Here is a 17,099-nt window from a genome sequence, read left to right as displayed (position 1 = left end):
ATTTAATTGCGTGATATGAACACAAAACTGAGAAAAATAATCATACTCGTAACGATAATTATAACTGTACAAATAGCTTTTTTTATGAATTTATCTAATTTTATTACGCTTGTGCAATCACCATTAAAGGATTTCACGTTTATCACAAAACAAGTTTTTGATTATGCCATTTTAGCGTTTGTACTATTTAAATTGGTTGAAGGAATTATAACTGCCCAAAAAAAATCGATTATCAGAAATTTATTGGTTTTGATTGGTGTAAATATTATCATCTACTCAGTTATATTTTTTACGTCACCAAATCTTAAAATAGAGCAATTTTTTCAGTCAGATGCAATAGTTTACTTTTTTGGTTATTCATTATTCAGTTTTTGCGCTTCATTTATTAATACTGGAATTTTTCAACGTTATAAAAATGATCTTAAAGCAACTGAGGAACCAGATAAAACAATTTTTAAATACTTTTTACGAGCTATTTTTTACACCTTGCTTTTGTATTATGTATTTGTAAATTTCGTGAATTTATTATTTGTAAAACCAATATTTTATGACAACGAAACCAATTATATTTTGGTTGGTTTTATCACAGTTTGCTGTTTAATATTCTTCTATTTTATTGAAAAAAGAAGATATCGTTTAGAGAAAAAAATTACTATAGAATCTACAAAAGCCGAAACTGCGACGGCAAAGTTCGAATCTTTAAAAAATCAATTAGATCCACACTTTTTATTTAATAGTCTTAATGTTTTAACTGGTTTGATAGAAGAAAATCCAGAAAATGCAATAGATTTTACAACATCACTTTCTAAAATTTACCGTTATGTTTTAGAGCAAAAAGACAAAGAAGTTGTACCAATTCAAGAAGAATTAATTTTTGCGAAAACCTATATTAATCTTCTAAAATTACGCTTCGAAAATAGTATTGATTTTGAGTTGGATCAATCATTAATCAATGATGGCGAATTTATAGTGCCGTTATCGCTTCAGATTTTATTAGAAAATACAATAAAACACAATATTGTTTCGGAGCAAAAACCACTAAAAATTAAGATTTATAAACAAGACAATAATTTGATTGTCGAAAATACTTTACAACCAAAAGATTCGATAAAAGATTCGACTGGCGTTGGTTTAAACAATATTATTAATCGTTATCAACTTATCTCGAACAGAGAAGTTGTGATTGCGAAAGAGAATAATCTTTTTCAAGTCAAAATTCCAATATTAACCCAAAAAACGACAACCATGCAAATTATAGAAAATCAAAACGAGCAACAAGCGTATCAACGCGCAATTGAAAGAGCAAAAGAATTGAAAAGATATTACACAAGTTTAGGTACTTATGTTATTTTTTGTATCTTTTTCTTCGTCCTAAATTACTTCACAAGCTACGGTAATTGGTGGTTTTATTGGCCTATGATTGGTTGGGGATTGAGTATTGCTTTAAAAACAATAAAGGTTTATAATTTTGGAAGTGATTGGGAAGAAAATAAAGCAAAAGAAATTTACGAAAAAGAACAAAATAAGAAATGGCAATAAATAATGATGATTAGTAAGGATTTAAAAACTCAATTAGAACAAATTAACTGGAAGAGAATATTAGTATTTTATTCATTAATATTATTAGGAACATTTTTCGTTCGCAAACTTCCAAACTTACTACAATTAACGCTAGGAAAATATGTCGATTTTATTTTGCCTTGGAATCTAAATCATGGAATAATTGTTTTTATAATTGCTCTAATTTTTTATAAATTTTCGGAAGTAAAAAAAGAAATTTCTTTTTTGGGAATTGCTAAAATAAAGACAATTATTTTTCCTTTAATTTTAATTGTAGGCTATTCGATAATTGGAATAAATAATGATTTTGGTGTCAACAAACATTTATGGGGATGCATTTTTATAACTGTGACTTTTATTTATGATATAATGGAAGAATACGCTTGGAGAGGTTATTTGAATGATGCATTAGGAAAACTATTTTGGGTATTTAAAAGTATTGTAACAGGATTATTCTGGGCGATTTGGCATTTACTAATATTTGATAATTTTAATCAATTTGGAGGATTTTGGATATTTGCTTTACTATGTATTGTGTTTTCTTTTATTCTAACATTCTCTACAATAAAAACTAAGTCAATTATTGTACCCGCAGCAATGCATGCATTGTTTTCAAAAACAAATATTACAACTCTAATAATCTTTTCAATTTTCCTGGTATTATTATTCACTTGGAATAAATTTTTTGTAAAAGAAGGCATTAAAAATTAATTTAACTACCAATGAAAATTATAATTATTGAAGACGAAAAACCAGCCGCACGTTTATTAAAACGTCGTGTAGAGAAATTAGGTTATCAAATTTCGGAAATGTTACATTCTATAGAAGAAAGTGTAAATTATCTGAAAACAAATTCAAATCCTGATTTAATTTTTCTGGATATTCAACTTTCTGATGGTTTATCGTTTGAGATTTTTAATCAAGTTGACGTTTCTTCTGCCATTATTTTTACAACAGCTTATGACGAATATGTGTTAAAAGCATTTAAACTAAATAGTGTTGATTATTTATTAAAACCCGTTGATGAAGAGGAATTGAGGTTTGCTTTAGAAAAATTTGAGAAGCAACATCAAGCCAAATCTAACTTTGATTTAACGGAAATTAAAAAATTATTTTCGAGCAATCAACAAGAAAAATTTAAAGAACGTTTTTCGATAAAAATCGGGACAAGTATAAAAATTATTGAAACTGAGAATATCGAATGTTTTTTTAGCGAAAACAAAGCCACTTATATTCATACAAAAGAAAACAGAAATTATTTGATTGATTTTTCGTTGGATAAAGTGGAAGAACAATTGGATCAGAATAAATTTTTCAGAATAAATAGAAGTCAAATTATACAAATTGATTCGATAAAAGAAATTACAATTTATTCTAATTCAAGATTAAAGATAATTTTAAACACTTACAAAGACGTAGATATGATTGTTAGCCGCGAAAAAGTAACTGATTTTAAAAATTGGTTAGAACAATAAGGCATAAATCTATTGATTATTAAACGTTTTGTGAAAAAAGATGTGATTAGTTACAACAAAAACATTTAATTTTGTGGAACCAATTAATTATCACTAAAAAACGACATGAATAGTATTATTACTTTTTTTGAAAAGTTCTCTATCAACCAAATCGGAACAACTTTCGCTGTTCTTTTTGCCGTAATCGACATTTTAGGAAGTATTCCTATCATTGTTGGAATTAGAAGTAAAGTAGGTCATATCCAATCCGAAAAAGCATCAATTGCAGCAGGTATTTTAATGATTTCTTTTTTGTTTTTCGGAACAAAAATCTTGAAACTTGTAGGTGTCGATGTACAATCATTTGCCGTAGCTGGTGCATTTGTGATTTTTGTCATCGCTTTGGAAATGATCTTAGGAATTGAAATTCAAAAAGGAGTCGAATCAAACTCTGCATCCATCGTTCCTATTGCGTTTCCGCTAGTTGCAGGTGCAGGATCTTTAACAACTGTACTTTCGCTTCGTTCGCAATATGCAGACATTAACATTGTAATAGCCATTATATTAAATATGTTAATCGTATATTTGGTGCTGAAATTTGCAGGTAAACTAGAAAAATGGTTAGGCCCAGCAGTTTTATCAGTGCTGAAAAAAGTATTTGGAGTAATTTTGTTATCAATAGCAATCAAATTATTTACATCAAATATTGGTGCATTGTTTATGAATGAGATTAAAATTTAAAAATTCATTATCAAATGAAAACATATATTTATATCGCGACAATCGTTTTGTTGGTAGGATTAGGTTACAACCTATATGAGATGGATTATAAAGCTGGTTTTTTAGCTGAAGACAACTTTCGTAGCGTTTTAGGAATCGGAGCTTCTATTTGTGGATTAATTTTAGTATCCGTTTATTTTAGTTTTTTCCGTTTACAAGCAAACTTAAAAAAACAAACTGCTTAATAGTAATAAGTAGTAAATAAATTAAAAAAAAGATTAACCTTATTGGGGTTAATCTTTTTTTGTTTGTATTGCTTCGTTCAATTTCGGAAGTAAAATTTTTATAGCTTCTTCTATCTTTTCAAATGGTTGATGTTTAGATGATGTATAAATCATTATTAAATCAACAGAATAGTTTGGCGACGGTTCTACTATTAATTTGTTTAATCGATAAGCCTCTTTACATCGGCGTTTCAATAAATTTCGATCAACGGCGTGTTTAAATTTTTTCTTTCCAACACTCACTCCTACTCGAATATCATAATCCTCTTTTGGCTTAATTCTATAAACGAATCTGACTGGATGAGAAACAAATGTTTTTCCGCCAGAAAACAATTCGTCGAATGCTTTTCTGCTTTTAAGTTTCTCATTCTTACCAAAAGTCAATCTCATATTGCTAAATTCTAACTAAATTTGTAACTACAAAAGTAAGTATTCTAAAAGTTTTAGATTATACGTAACTTTGAAAATAATTTAATTTTTAAAAACAAAAAAAGAATAATATGTATCCAGCAGAAATAGTAATGCCAATGAAGGCACAGTTAACTTCTAATGGTTTTGAAGATTTAACGACAGCAGAACAAGTAGAAAATGCAATAAAACAAGATGGTGTTACACTGGTAATGGTAAATAGCGTTTGTGGTTGTGCTGCAGGTGCAGCAAGACCAGGTGTTGTAATGTCTTTGGACAATGATAAAGTACCGGCACATTTAACAACTGTATTCGCAGGATTTGATGTAGATGCTGTAAAAAAAGCGCGTGAGTTTTTTGCACCATTTCCTCCAAGTTCTCCAGCAGTAGCAATCTTTAAAGATGGCGAATTAGTACATATGTTAGAGCGTCACCACATCGAAGGACATTCTGCACAAGCAATCGCAGAAAACTTGAAAGCTGCTTATAACGAGTTAGTTTAAGAAATTAATTTTTTATTTATAATTTATTTAACCCATAATAATTGCTATTATGGGTTTTTTAGTTTTTTATGTTAAAAATATTGTGATTAAAAAAATATTCAGTAGTTTTATTGAATAAACATTAATATTTAACTCTAAAAATTAAAATTATGAAGAAAATTTTTACTCTTTTATCAATTGCAGCATTAACGTCTGCTACGTTTGCTCAAGAATTTAATGAAATAAAAGTTTTAAAGGCTCAAGGTTTAAACGAAACTACTGTTATTGCATCTGATAATAATGCTACAGCTCAAGACTATTCATTAATCCAATATAAAGATGGAACAACATTTGAAAATAGCCTTATCTCTTGTAGTGGAGCAGGACAAACAGTGCAAAATACTTGGTCTAGATTTTTTGATTTAAAAGCAGAGTTTGGAATTGATTCTGAATTTACAGTTAAATCTGTTACTGTAGGTGGTCGTGCTATGAGTACAAATAATACAATAGAAGTTGCTTTTTCTCAATTTGCAGGCGCTTATACTTTTGCTAATATTACGGCTGGTATGGGTAGTGGTTATGCTTCTCATGCTTTTCCAACAGCTTTTGAATTAGCAGAAATACAATTAGAAGATCCACAAGAGGCAATTAAAGTAGGAAATAAATTAGCTGTGGCTATTTCTTCTGAACTAGAAAGTGATGGTACATATTTAACAGGAGGGGTAATGGTTGGTAATAATAAAAAAGGAGAAACTAAACCATCTTATCTTGGTTGGCCAGGTAGCCAATGTGTTTCTGGTGGTACTAGTACAGCTCCAACAAATTTAACTAGTTATGGTAGTGCTTATGTTTTTCATGTAACAGGATCAACAGCATCTTTAGGTACAGTAGAATTAGGTTCTAATAAATTAGCTGTATATCCAAATCCAGCAACAACAGAAGTTAATGTACAATTAAAAGATACTAAAGTTGCAAATGTAGAAGTAGCTGATGTTACAGGAAGAGTTATTCCTGTAAAATTCTCTAAAGAAGGTAAAGTTGATACATCAAAATTATCTGCAGGAGTTTATTTCTTAAGAGTTAAAGATGACAAAGGAGTTACACGTATCCAAAAATTCATCAAAAAATAATTGATTAAATAAAATTTATTCAAAATATAAAAAAGTGGAGCAAGTTGTTCCACTTTTTTTATTGTTAAAATTGAGATGAAATAACAACTTTATTCTTCAAATCAATTGTTTTAGATATTATAATTCAACAGAAATATTATTTAGCCGAATTAACATCATAACATTATAAAAATCATATCAATAAAATTCTTAATCCTATGAATGAGAGAAAAATGTATTGAATAATTAACTAAATTTGTAATTCAATTTATAACAATATTTTTTAATCAAATGAGAATAGCAGTCGTAGGCGCTACCGGAATGGTCGGCAGAGTTATACTCCAAATTTTGGAAGAGAGAAACTTTCCAATCACTGAAATTATACCAGTAGCATCAGAAAGATCAATAGGTAAAACTATTGAGTATAAAGGAGAAAAGTATACAATCGTATCAATGCAAGATGCAATAGAAAAGCGACCAGATATCGCTTTGTTTTCAGCAGGTGGAGAAACTTCCAAACAGTGGGCGCCAAAGTTTGCGGAAGTAGGAACAACTGTTATTGACAACTCATCTGCTTGGAGAATGGATCCAGATCGTCCATTAATTGTTCCAGAAATTAATGCAGACATCTTAACAACAGAAGATAAAATCATCGCAAATCCTAATTGTTCTACAATTCAATTAGTAATGGTTTTAAATCCGTTACACAAAAAATATGGAATAAAACGTGTGGTTGTTTCAACATATCAATCGGTTACAGGAACTGGTAAAGATGCTGTTGAGCAATTAAACGGAGAAATTGAAGGCAGAAATGTACCAAAAGTTTATCCATACCAAATTTTCAAAAATGCATTGCCACATTGCGATGTTTTTGATGAAGAAACGGGTTACACAAAAGAAGAATTAAAGTTAACACGTGAGCCAAAGAAAATTATGCGTGTTGATGAAATGAATATTACAGCAACCGCTGTTCGTGTTCCTGTGCAAGGAGGGCATTCGGAATCTGTAAATATTGAATTCGAAAAAGATTTTGATTTAGCAGAAGTTCGCAAACTTTTGGCTGATCAAGATGGTGTTACTTTACAAGATAATCCAGATACAAATACATATCCAATGGCTTTTTATTCAGAAGGTAAAGATGATGTTTTTGTAGGACGTATTCGCCGCGATTTATCTCAACCAAATACATTAAATTGTTGGATTGTTGCAGATAATTTACGCAAAGGTGCAGCGACTAATGCAATTCAAATTGCAGAGTATTTAGTAAAAAATAAATTAGTAGGATAGTATATATTAGTGCTATAGATCTAAAATAGATATAAAAAAGTCGCTTTAATAGCGGCTTTTTTTATGTTTAATGAATATGTTTTCAGAACTTTAACAAAAGTTTTACGTAAACAAAGCAACCATAAGCGTAATTTTCGCATCTAAAGTATAAGAAAGAAAAGTAATTGGACGAAAAAGAACTGATAAAAGCTTGTATCAAAAATGATTCGAAAGCACAGCGTGTGCTTTACGAAAAATACGATTCGCGTTTTTTTGCGGTTTGTAAACGATATTTTACAGATATACAACAAGCTGAAGATGCATTGGTTAAAGGTTTTTTAAAAATTTTTCAGAACCTAACTAATTATTCGTTCGAAGGAAGTTTTGAAGGGTGGATGCGAAGGATTATGATTAATGAATGTTTGATGGAATTACGAAAAAATAAAATTTTTCACTTAAATGTAGACGATTATTCTGCTACAATTTCATCTAACCAAGAAGCTTCGCAGCAAATTGAAGAAGATGATATCATGAAACTTCTTACTTATTTGCCCGATGGCTGCCGATTGGTGTTTACACTTTTTGTAATCGAAGGATATAAACACAAAGAAATTGCCGAAAATTTGGGCATAACTGAAGGAACATCTAAATCGCAATTAAATTTAGCGAAGACGAAATTGAAAGAAATGTTGAGTAAAAATGATAATCTAAAATCAAATTTATCGTGAATATAAATGATCCAATAGAAGATTTATTTCGTGAAAGAAGTAACGAAACTGTAGGTGAAAAACCGAGAGATTTGGTTTGGAAACGTATAGAAACCGGTCTAAAAGATGATAAGAAAAAGCAAAAACCAATACGAGAATTTGTTACAAGTGTTTGGTTTTCGGCTGCTGTTTTTGCGTTGATTGCTATTCCGTACTTTGTACTTTTTATAGAAAATTTAAATACTTCAAATAATAAAGAAGATTCTGTAGAATTTGTAAAAACAAGTTCATCTGAAATCGAAGTTGATAAAGCTGTTCAACTTGATTCAATTCAAGCAGATTTACCACAAATAGAAGAATTAGAACAAGCGACACAAGTTGCAAAAAATGATGTAATTCTTAAAAATAAAACACCTGAAAAATTTTCTGTGCAACCAGAAAACAAAACAATGGATATCAGTTTGTTTGAGGATTCACCAGTAATGGCTTCTAGCATTCGTCGCTCTCAAATGTTAGATTCTATTGTAGAGCAAGATCAATATGTTGTTTTAGACAAAGCAAATATTGGTAAAACGGATTCAGTTTCTACAAAGTTAAAAAGTTCTGTTTCGGGAATTAATATGGAGAAGGAGAACAATGACACTTCAAGCCGAATGAAAATGGCTGTTGTCGCATCTAATCGTACTTTGCCTCCATCTTCTCAAATCCCAATGGCAGCTTCGGCTCCAATGTTTGAAGTTGAAGTAAAAAAATCGGATGTAAAAGAAGCTACGATTGATTATAAACCATTAAAATTTACGATAAAAACAGATATTTTACGCACAAATTTTAAGTTATTAAAAAAGACAAAGAGTAAAATTTCTTTTAAAAATAACTCGATTGTAATCAATTTTGAAAAAGTAAACGGAAATATTTTCTTAACAACCAACGAACCAAAAATGGATGCAAAACTTTTGGGATTGTTAGAAAAAAATAAGAAAGAAATATTTACTTATTATCAAAATAATAAATAATAAAAGTGTTAAATTCATCATTCAAAATGATTTAACACAATATGAAAAAAATATTTATCCTTTTTGCCTTACTTTTCGGTTCGATTATTTCTTATGCTCAAGATTTGTATTTGGTTAAATTAAAAACGAAAGAAAATACTGCTAATTATTTTTCGAATCCTTTGCAGATGCTTTCGCAAAGAGCATTAGATAGACGTGCAAAGTATAATATTCAGCTAGACGAAAAAGATATTCCGATATCAACTACTCGTATTCAGCAAATAAAAAATCTTGATTTAGCTTATATAGGGCAAACAAAATGGTTAAATACAATAATGGTCGAAATTACAGATCCGTTAATTGTAACTGCTTTAACTAATTTATCTTTTGTAGAATCTGTGAAAACGATGGTGAGAAATTCTTCAGGAACACCTTCTCATAAAAAAGAACCAAAATGGATTGATTTAAATGTTAATAAAACAGAATTTAATTACGGTTATGCGGCTGAATTTATCAATCAAATTAATTTAAAATCACTTCATCAAGCAGGTTTTATGGGAAATGGAGTTTTTGTAGGCGTTATTGATGCAGGTTTTCCGAATGTAAATACAATTTCTGCGTTTGCAAAACTTCGATCAGAAAATAGAATTTTTGACACCTATGATTTTGTTGAGAATAAGAAAGACGTTTATGGAGCAGATAATCATGGGACGATGGTTTTGTCTACAATGGCAGCCGAAGTTGATGGCGATTATGTAGGAAGCGCGCCAAAAGCAACATATTCTCTTTATCGTTCGGAAGATAATAATTCGGAAACGCCAAAAGAATTAATTTATTGGATACAGGCTGCAGAACGTGCTGATAGCGTTGGTGTAGATGTGATAAATACATCGTTGGGTTATACAGAATTTGATGATTCGCGATACAATTATACGTATGCAGATATGGATGGAAAAACGACATTGATTTCGCAAGGAGCTGAAGTTGGTGCTTCGCGTGGAATTTTATTGGTTAATGCAGCAGGAAATGAAGGAAATAATCCATGGAAAATGATTTCTGCGCCAGCAGATGTAAAAGATGTTTTTACAATTGGCGCAAATACTTCGTCTAAAAATCCTGCAAGTTTTACATCTTTTGGACCGAATTCGGCAAATGTTTTAAAGCCAAATGTTTCGGCATTGGGACAAAATATTGTGGTGTACAATCCAACTGGAGATTTATCTTATTCTAACGGAACTTCTTTTGCATCGCCAGTTACCGCAGGTGCAATGGCTGTTATGTTGCAGAAATTTCCGAAAGTTTCTTTAGATATTTTGAAAGATAATGTACAGAAATCGGCACATTTATCTGTGAATCCAAGCTATCAATTGGGATATGGAATTCCAGATTATGAAAAAGCTAACCAAGAGTTATTAGCTATAAATGAAGTTTTTATTCAAAATCAGGTAAAAATTTATCCAAATCCGTTTATAGAAATTTTAAATATTCAATCTAAGAATGAAATTAAAGCAATTGAAATTTATAATTTGGTTGGACAAAAATTAATAAGTTCTAGTAATCAAAAAACAATTTCTACTTCGCAGTTAAAATCGGGTATTTATCTGATAAAAGTACTAGATAATAAAGCGAATGTTTTTACAGAAAAAGTAATTAAGAAATAAAATAAGCTATAAAATAAAAGTTCGAAACCATGGTTTCGAACTTTTACTATTTTTATCCAAAACGAGTAATTGCGTTTTCTTTATCTTGATTCATTGCTGAAATTAATTCGTCTAAAGAATTAAACTTTTTTTCGTCGCGTAATCTTCCTAAAAACTCTAGTTTGATTGTTTTACCATAAATATCTTGGTCAAAATTCAAAATATTAACTTCTACTCTATGTTCGCGCGAGTTGGTTACAGTTTCTCGAAATCCGATACTCAATAAGCCTAAATGTTTAGTGTCATCTACAAAAACATCAACCGCATAAACGCCATCTTTCGGAATTAATTTATTTGGATCAACCTCTAAATTAGCTGTCGGAAAACCTAACGTTCGTCCAATTTTATCGCCATGTACAACTTTGCCCGAAAGTGGATAATTGTAATTCAACGCCTTGTTTGCGTACTCAATATTGCCTTCGTTTAGTGCATTTCGGATTTTTGTAGAACTTACAGCAACATCATTTTCTTCTATCGCTTCTAGTTGAATTAGATTAAAACCAAACTCTTTTGATAAAACTTGTAATTGCTCAAAATTACCTTCTCTATTTTTTCCGAAATGATGATCATAACCAATAACCAATGTATCAATCTTGATTTTATCAACCAATAAATTTTTCACAAACTCGACAGAAGTTACTTGAGAAAAATCTTTTGTAAATTCTTGAATTATCAAATGTTCTAGCTCAAATTGACGAAGAATTTCTTCTTTTTCTTGTAAAGTATTCAAGAATTTTAAATCACAATTTGGTTGCAAAACCATGCGAGGATGAGGGTTGAAAGTAATTAAAACACTTTCTCCATCAATATTTTGTGCAATTGTATTAAGTTGTTTTAAAATGCTTTGATGTCCGATATGCGCACCGTCAAACATACCCAAAGTGACAACAGGGCGTTTGATTGGTTTGATATCTTGGATGGATTGATAGACTTTCACTAAATATGAATTTGCACAAATTTAAGGCTTTCATATCGAACTACAATTTTCTTTTTTCGAATGATTCTTGCCGAAATTCTGATTAATAATCAAAATATTATGATAAAAATCTTGAAAACTATATTAATAATACAATCATTTTAACCTACCTTTGCACCCAAATAAAATAAACTAAATCATTTCATATAATGGCAAATCAAAAGAAAGGTAAAATTGCACAGGTTATTGGACCTGTAATTGATGTTATTTTTGATAACGCAAATGGCCTTCCAAATATTTATGATGCATTAGAAGTTCCTCGTCCTGGAAAAGAAACATTAATTCTTGAAGTTGAGCAACATATCGGTGAAGATACTGTACGTTGTATCGCAATGGATAGTTCTGATGGTCTACAAAGAGGACAAGAAGTTTTTGCAGGAGAAGGACCAATTATGGTTCCAATCGGTGAAAACGTAAAAGGACGTGTATTCAATGTAATTGGTGATGCTATTGATGGTTTAGAGAATTTAGACAAGCAAAACGGTTTACCTATTCACCGTCCAGCACCAAAATTTGAGGATTTATCTACTGCATCTGAAATATTATTTACAGGGATTAAAGTAATCGACTTAATTGCACCTTACGCAAAAGGAGGTAAAATTGGTTTATTTGGTGGTGCCGGAGTTGGTAAAACAGTATTGATCCAAGAGTTAATGAACAACATCGCAAAAGGACACGGAGGTTTATCTGTATTCGCAGGTGTTGGTGAGCGTACTCGTGAAGGTAACGATTTAATGCGTGAGATGATCGAGGCAGGATTAATTCAATATGGTCCAGAATTCGTACATTCTATGGAAGAAGGTGGATGGGATTTATCTAAAGTTGACAGAAAGTTAATGTTAGATTCTAAAGCTACATTCGTTTTTGGACAAATGAACGAACCTCCTGGAGCACGTGCTCGTGTTGCCTTAACAGGTTTAACATTAGCTGAATATTTCCGTGATGGTGATGGACAAGGTCAAGGAAAAGATGTACTTTTCTTCGTAGATAACATTTTCCGTTTTACACAAGCAGGTTCTGAGGTTTCTGCCTTATTAGGACGTATGCCTTCTGCGGTAGGTTATCAACCAACATTAGCAACAGAAATGGGTGCTATGCAAGAGCGTATTACATCTACTAAAAACGGATCTATTACATCTGTACAAGCAGTTTATGTACCTGCCGATGATTTAACTGACCCTGCGCCAGCTACAACATTTGCGCATTTAGATGCAACAACTGTATTAGATCGTAAAATTGCTTCGTTAGGAATTTATCCAGCAGTAGATCCATTAAACTCTACTTCTCGTATCTTAACTCCATCAATTATTGGAAAAGATCATTACGAAACAGCACAACGCGTAAAAGAAATTTTACAACGTTACAATGCTTTACAAGATATTATTGCAATTTTAGGTATGGAAGAATTATCTGAAGAAGATAAATTAGTTGTACACCGCGCACGTCGTATTCAACGTTTCTTATCTCAACCATTCCACGTTGCAGAACAATTTACAGGTATCGTAGGTGTTTTAGTAGACATTAAAGATACTATCAAAGGATTCAACATGATCTTAAACGGAGAAGTTGATCAATATCCAGAAGCAGCATTCAATTTACGTGGTACAATCGAAGAAGCGATTGAAGCAGGTGAAAAAATGTTAGCAGAAGTTAAATAATATAATTATATAACAATATAAAACGAGTGCTTACGTTTCTTTTTACACTAAAAGTTACTAAGCACTCTTTTTTTTAAAAACAATAGGATTATGCACTTACAAATTATCACTCCAGAACATGTAGTTTTTGATTCGGAAGTTGACTCAGTTACTTTACCAGGAAAGGACGGAGAGTTTCAGTTATTAAACAACCACGCTCCTATCGTTGCAACTTTAGGTGAAGGAACAGTTAAAATCAAAGTTCACACACAAACTTTTGAAGATTTTGATAATCAATCTGGCAAAGTTTATCAATCTCCATCTAACGAGTCTACATTATTATTAGACATCAAAGGCGGAACAATTGAAATGAGTAATAATAAAGTAATCGTTTTAGCGAACTAATTACTTTTTATAAAATATTTTTTGAAGGAGATCAGTACTGATCTCCTTTTTTTGTGCCCATATTTTTCGATAACCTCCAATTTCTTCATAAAATAAAATCTAGCAATTCAGTTTCTCAAAGGATTTTAAACGGATTAAGAACATGATTTAGTTTTTTATTCTCAAATATGAATTAAAATAGATTTCTTTTCTGAAAATAGATTAAATAAAATTATATTTAGAAAATTATTCTAAATTTGAAATATAATTAATCAAAATTTATTATTCTTTAAGAAATATAATTATTCCGAAAAATTTTATTTTCAATGAAAAAGTACAATTATCAAAAAACTAATCAAAGACAGCTTGTCTTTACTTCACCCATTTATAATTGTATAAATAGTAAAATGCGAATGCGTTGTTGTTTCTAAACCCAAACCAACCTAAACTATTTTTAGAAATATTCAATCACAACAAATTCATTTTATTATGTCAACAGAAAACAACTTACATTTCGATACATTACAAATTCATGCAGGTCAAGTAGCCGATCCAACAACAGGTTCGCGCGCTGTTCCTATTTATCAAACATCTTCTTACGTTTTTAATGATGCCGAACATGGAGCGAATTTATTTGCACTAAAAGAATTCGGAAATATTTATACACGTATTCAAAATCCAACAACAGATGTTTTCGAAAAAAGAATCGCAGCTTTAGAAGGCGGCGTTGCGGCTTTGGCTGTAGCTTCTGGTCAGGCGGCGCAGTTTATCGCCTTAAATAATATTTTACAAGCGGGCGATAATTTTGTTTCTGCTTCTAATTTATATGGCGGAACGTATAATCAATTTAAAGTTGGTTTTAAACGTTTCGGAATTGAAGCTCGTTTTGCAGATAATGTCGATCCAAAATCTATCGAAGCTTTGATTGATGAAAATACAAAAGCTATTTATGCAGAAACAATCGGTAATCCGAGTTTTAATATTCCAGATTTCGAAGCAATTTCTGCAATCGCAAAAAAATATAATATTCCATTTATCGTAGACAATACATTTGGTGCGGGCGGTTTTATTTTTAAACCACTAGAACATGGTGCTAATGTTGTCGTAGAATCTGCAACAAAATGGATTGGCGGTCACGGAACTTCTATTGGAGGTGTAATTGTTGATGGCGGAAATTACGATTGGGGCAACGGAAAATTTCCACAGTTTTCTGAACCATCTGAAGGTTATCACGGTTTAGTTTTCTCAAAAGTTTTTGGCGTTGGCGGACCTTTTGGTAATATTCAGTTTATTATTCGTGCGCGTGTCGAAGGTTTGCGCGATTTTGGTCCAGCAATTTCTCCATTCAATTCATTTTTATTGTTGCAAGGTTTAGAAACATTGTCATTGCGTGTTCAAAAACATTTGGACAATACGTTGACAATTGCAAAATGGTTAGAAAATCATCCGCAAGTAGAAAAAGTAAATTATCCTGGATTAGAAAGTTCTCCAAGTCATCAATTGGCTAAAAAATATTTGAAAAATGGTTACGGCGCAGTTTTATCTTTTGTTTTGAAAGGTGACGCAAGCAGAGCGAATCAATTTATTGATCATTTAGAATTAATTAGTCATTTGGCAAATGTTGGTGATGCAAAAACCTTGATTATTCATCCATCAGCTACAACTCATCAACAATTAAGCGACGAAGCACAAAAATCTGCGGGAGTTTTTCCTGGATTATTAAGACTTTCGGTCGGAATTGAATATATTGATGATATTAAAAATGATTTGGAGCAAGCTTTTCAAAAAATTAAATAATAATTTTGAGTAAACATTATAGATATTAATGAATTTACAACATTATCAACATGATTTGCCTTTTGAGTTTGAAAATGGTGAAATCATAGAGAATTTAACAATCGCATATCACACAGCTGGAAAAATTAATCCAGAAAAAAATAACATCATTTGGGTTTGCCATGCATTAACGGCGAACTCAAATGTTTTTGAATGGTGGGAAGGTTTATTTGGAGAAAATGATTTGTTTAATCCAAACGATCATTTTATTATTTGTGCAAATGTTATTGGTTCGCATTACGGCACCACGAATCCTTTGTCTGCAAATCCTAAAACAAATCAACCATATTACAGAGATTTTCCAACTTTTACGATTAAAGATTTTGCGAAAGCACATCAACTTTTGGCAGATTATTTAAATATTAAAGAGATTGATGTTTTAATTGGAGGTTCTTTGGGCGGACAACAAGCGCTGGAATTTACCTTGTTGGATAAAGTGAAAGTTAATAACCTTGTTTTGTTAGCGACAAATGCGGCACATTCTCCTTGGGGAATTGCTTTTAACGAAAGTCAGCGTTTAGCAATTGAAGCGGATTCTACTTTTAATGAGAAAAAAGATGATGGCGGAAATAATGGATTGATAACCGCGCGTACAATTGCAATGTTGTCTTATCGTACGTATCAGATTTATGAGGAGAAGCAAAAAGATGAAAATCATATTTCAGATTTTTTTAGAGCTTCATCTTATCAAAAGTACCAAGGGCAAAAATTAGCCGATCGTTTTAATGCGTATTCATATTGGTATTTGTCAAAAGCGATGGATTCTCAAAATTTAGCCCGAGATAGAAAAACTTTAGAAGAAGCGCTTCATACTATAAAAGCGAAAACTTATGTCATCGGAATTTCTTCGGATATATTATTTCCTGTTTCTGAGCAAAAGTATATTGCAGATAATATTCCAAATGCAACCTATTTCGAAATTGATTCGATTTATGGACACGATGGATTCTTAATCGAAATTAAAGCACTCAATAAAATATTAAAAGAATTAGCTTAACATGAAATCAGTATTCATAATTTATATGAATACTGATTTTTTAATATTTAGTATACTATATATAAGAACACTTATTTCTTTTCGTACTTGTAAACCCATTTCAGAACCTATCATATATAATAAGAACAAAAAAATCTCCACTGTCATTCAGAACGCAGTGAAGAATCTCTCACTAATAATTTTTCTATTCATTATATATAGAATAAATTATTCTTTTTGTCCACCTGAACTCGTTTCAGGATCACAATATCTATATAGTAGTCTCCCTTTTTCCCCCAATTCACCGCCTCAAACGACCAAAACCCCACCCAAACCACAACTATCCAAACTTTTTTTTAAAAAATATTTTGTTTTGGTTCAGTGAGTTAAGGTTTAAATGTAAAATAATTGTAAAAAGTGTTTGGTAAAATGAGAAAAGGGTGCGTATATTTGCAATCCCAATACGAAAGACGAGTAGTATGAAAATGGGATTGAAATGGTAGTTTAGGAGAGAGACTTAAAAAAATAAAAACTTTTAAAATTTTTGAAAAAAGATTTGGTAGTTTAAAATTTAATCTTACCTTTGCAACCGCTTACAGACACAGAGA

General features: G+C 31.0%; 17 protein-coding genes. 15 read left to right on the top strand and 2 right to left on the bottom strand.

From position 1 onward, the window contains the following. Window positions 1–84: 84 nt before the first annotated feature. The 5 genes from BM072_RS11100 (at window position 85) to BM072_RS11080 (ending at window position 3,979) form a co-directional block, all read left to right on the top strand. Window positions 85–1,539 (top strand): histidine kinase, encoded by a 1,455-nt coding sequence (locus BM072_RS11100; protein ID WP_177190310.1) that lies wholly within the window; start codon window positions 85–87, stop codon window positions 1,537–1,539. Between the two features lie 3 nt (window positions 1,540–1,542). Continuing rightward, on the top strand, window positions 1,543–2,271 hold the full coding sequence (locus BM072_RS11095; protein ID WP_245752151.1) for a CPBP family intramembrane glutamic endopeptidase: 729 nt from the start codon (window positions 1,543–1,545) through the stop codon (window positions 2,269–2,271). Window positions 2,272–2,282: 11 nt separating this feature from the next. After that, the gene (locus tag BM072_RS11090) at window positions 2,283–3,035 is read left to right on the top strand and encodes a LytR/AlgR family response regulator transcription factor (protein WP_092908742.1); all 753 of its coding nucleotides are present in this window, start codon (window positions 2,283–2,285) and stop codon (window positions 3,033–3,035) included. A 105-nt stretch (window positions 3,036–3,140) separates the two neighbouring features. Continuing rightward, complete coding sequence (locus tag BM072_RS11085; RefSeq protein ID WP_245752150.1) at window positions 3,141–3,755, top strand: MarC family protein; 615 nt, start codon at window positions 3,141–3,143, stop codon at window positions 3,753–3,755. Window positions 3,756–3,769: 14 nt separating this feature from the next. Continuing rightward, window positions 3,770–3,979 carry a hypothetical protein gene (locus BM072_RS11080; RefSeq protein WP_092908741.1) on the top strand — a complete coding sequence of 70 codons (210 nt, stop codon included), beginning with the start codon at window positions 3,770–3,772 and terminating at the stop codon, window positions 3,977–3,979. Window positions 3,980–4,027: 48 nt separating this feature from the next. On the opposite strand, the gene rnpA is transcribed toward BM072_RS11080, so the two are convergent. Next, complete coding sequence (gene rnpA, locus BM072_RS11075; RefSeq protein WP_092908740.1) at window positions 4,028–4,408, bottom strand: ribonuclease P protein component; 381 nt, start codon at window positions 4,406–4,408, stop codon at window positions 4,028–4,030. 110 nt (window positions 4,409–4,518) lie between these two features. Between rnpA and BM072_RS11070 the strand changes: the two genes are divergently transcribed. The 6 genes from BM072_RS11070 to BM072_RS11045 all read left to right on the top strand — a co-directional run bounded on the left by BM072_RS11070 (window position 4,519) and on the right by BM072_RS11045 (window position 10,643). Further along, the gene (locus BM072_RS11070) at window positions 4,519–4,929 is read left to right on the top strand and encodes a BrxA/BrxB family bacilliredoxin (protein ID WP_092908739.1); all 411 of its coding nucleotides are present in this window, start codon (window positions 4,519–4,521) and stop codon (window positions 4,927–4,929) included. Between the two features lie 149 nt (window positions 4,930–5,078). Beyond that, entirely contained in the window at window positions 5,079–6,038 is a 960-nt protein-coding gene (locus BM072_RS11065; protein ID WP_092908738.1) for a T9SS type A sorting domain-containing protein, read from the top strand. Between the two features lie 270 nt (window positions 6,039–6,308). Next, complete coding sequence (locus BM072_RS11060) at window positions 6,309–7,304, top strand: aspartate-semialdehyde dehydrogenase (protein ID WP_092908737.1); 996 nt, start codon at window positions 6,309–6,311, stop codon at window positions 7,302–7,304. A 164-nt stretch (window positions 7,305–7,468) separates the two neighbouring features. Then, on the top strand, window positions 7,469–8,011 hold the full coding sequence (locus BM072_RS11055; protein WP_092908736.1) for an RNA polymerase sigma factor: 543 nt from the start codon (window positions 7,469–7,471) through the stop codon (window positions 8,009–8,011). Continuing rightward, window positions 8,008–9,003: a hypothetical protein gene (locus BM072_RS11050; protein ID WP_092908735.1), complete on the top strand. Its 996-nt coding sequence runs from the start codon at window positions 8,008–8,010 to the stop codon at window positions 9,001–9,003. Before BM072_RS11055 ends, BM072_RS11050 begins: the two co-directional genes overlap by 4 nt. A gap of 41 nt (window positions 9,004–9,044) precedes the next feature. Continuing rightward, entirely contained in the window at window positions 9,045–10,643 is a 1,599-nt protein-coding gene (locus tag BM072_RS11045; protein ID WP_092908734.1) for a S8/S53 family peptidase, read from the top strand. A gap of 52 nt (window positions 10,644–10,695) precedes the next feature. Here BM072_RS11045 and BM072_RS11040 read toward each other — a convergent pair whose 3' ends face one another. Then, window positions 10,696–11,619: a bifunctional riboflavin kinase/FAD synthetase gene (locus BM072_RS11040; RefSeq protein ID WP_092908733.1), complete on the bottom strand. Its 924-nt coding sequence runs from the start codon at window positions 11,617–11,619 to the stop codon at window positions 10,696–10,698. 188 nt (window positions 11,620–11,807) lie between these two features. On the opposite strand from BM072_RS11040, the gene atpD reads away from it, so the two are divergent. The 4 genes from atpD to BM072_RS11020 all read left to right on the top strand — a co-directional run bounded on the left by atpD (window position 11,808) and on the right by BM072_RS11020 (window position 16,512). Next, window positions 11,808–13,316, top strand: a complete 1,509-nt coding sequence (gene atpD, locus BM072_RS11035) for a F0F1 ATP synthase subunit beta (RefSeq protein ID WP_092908732.1) — start codon at window positions 11,808–11,810, stop codon at window positions 13,314–13,316. Window positions 13,317–13,406: 90 nt separating this feature from the next. Next, window positions 13,407–13,700 (top strand): F0F1 ATP synthase subunit delta/epsilon, encoded by a 294-nt coding sequence (locus tag BM072_RS11030; RefSeq protein ID WP_092908731.1) that lies wholly within the window; start codon window positions 13,407–13,409, stop codon window positions 13,698–13,700. Window positions 13,701–14,168: 468 nt separating this feature from the next. Further along, a complete protein-coding gene (locus BM072_RS11025; RefSeq protein ID WP_092908730.1) occupies window positions 14,169–15,476 on the top strand; it encodes an O-acetylhomoserine aminocarboxypropyltransferase/cysteine synthase family protein in 1,308 nt (435 codons plus the stop codon). A 28-nt stretch (window positions 15,477–15,504) separates the two neighbouring features. Then, window positions 15,505–16,512 carry a homoserine O-acetyltransferase family protein gene (locus BM072_RS11020; RefSeq protein WP_092908729.1) on the top strand — a complete coding sequence of 336 codons (1,008 nt, stop codon included), beginning with the start codon at window positions 15,505–15,507 and terminating at the stop codon, window positions 16,510–16,512. Window positions 16,513–17,099 lie beyond the last annotated feature (587 nt).

Origin of the sequence: Algoriella xinjiangensis, assembly GCF_900115015.1 — a bacterium.
GTDB classification, from domain to species: domain Bacteria; phylum Bacteroidota; class Bacteroidia; order Flavobacteriales; family Weeksellaceae; genus Empedobacter; species Empedobacter xinjiangensis.
The sequence above is the reverse complement of the archived record's forward strand: the minus strand, read 5'-3'. Positions and strand labels throughout refer to the sequence as shown.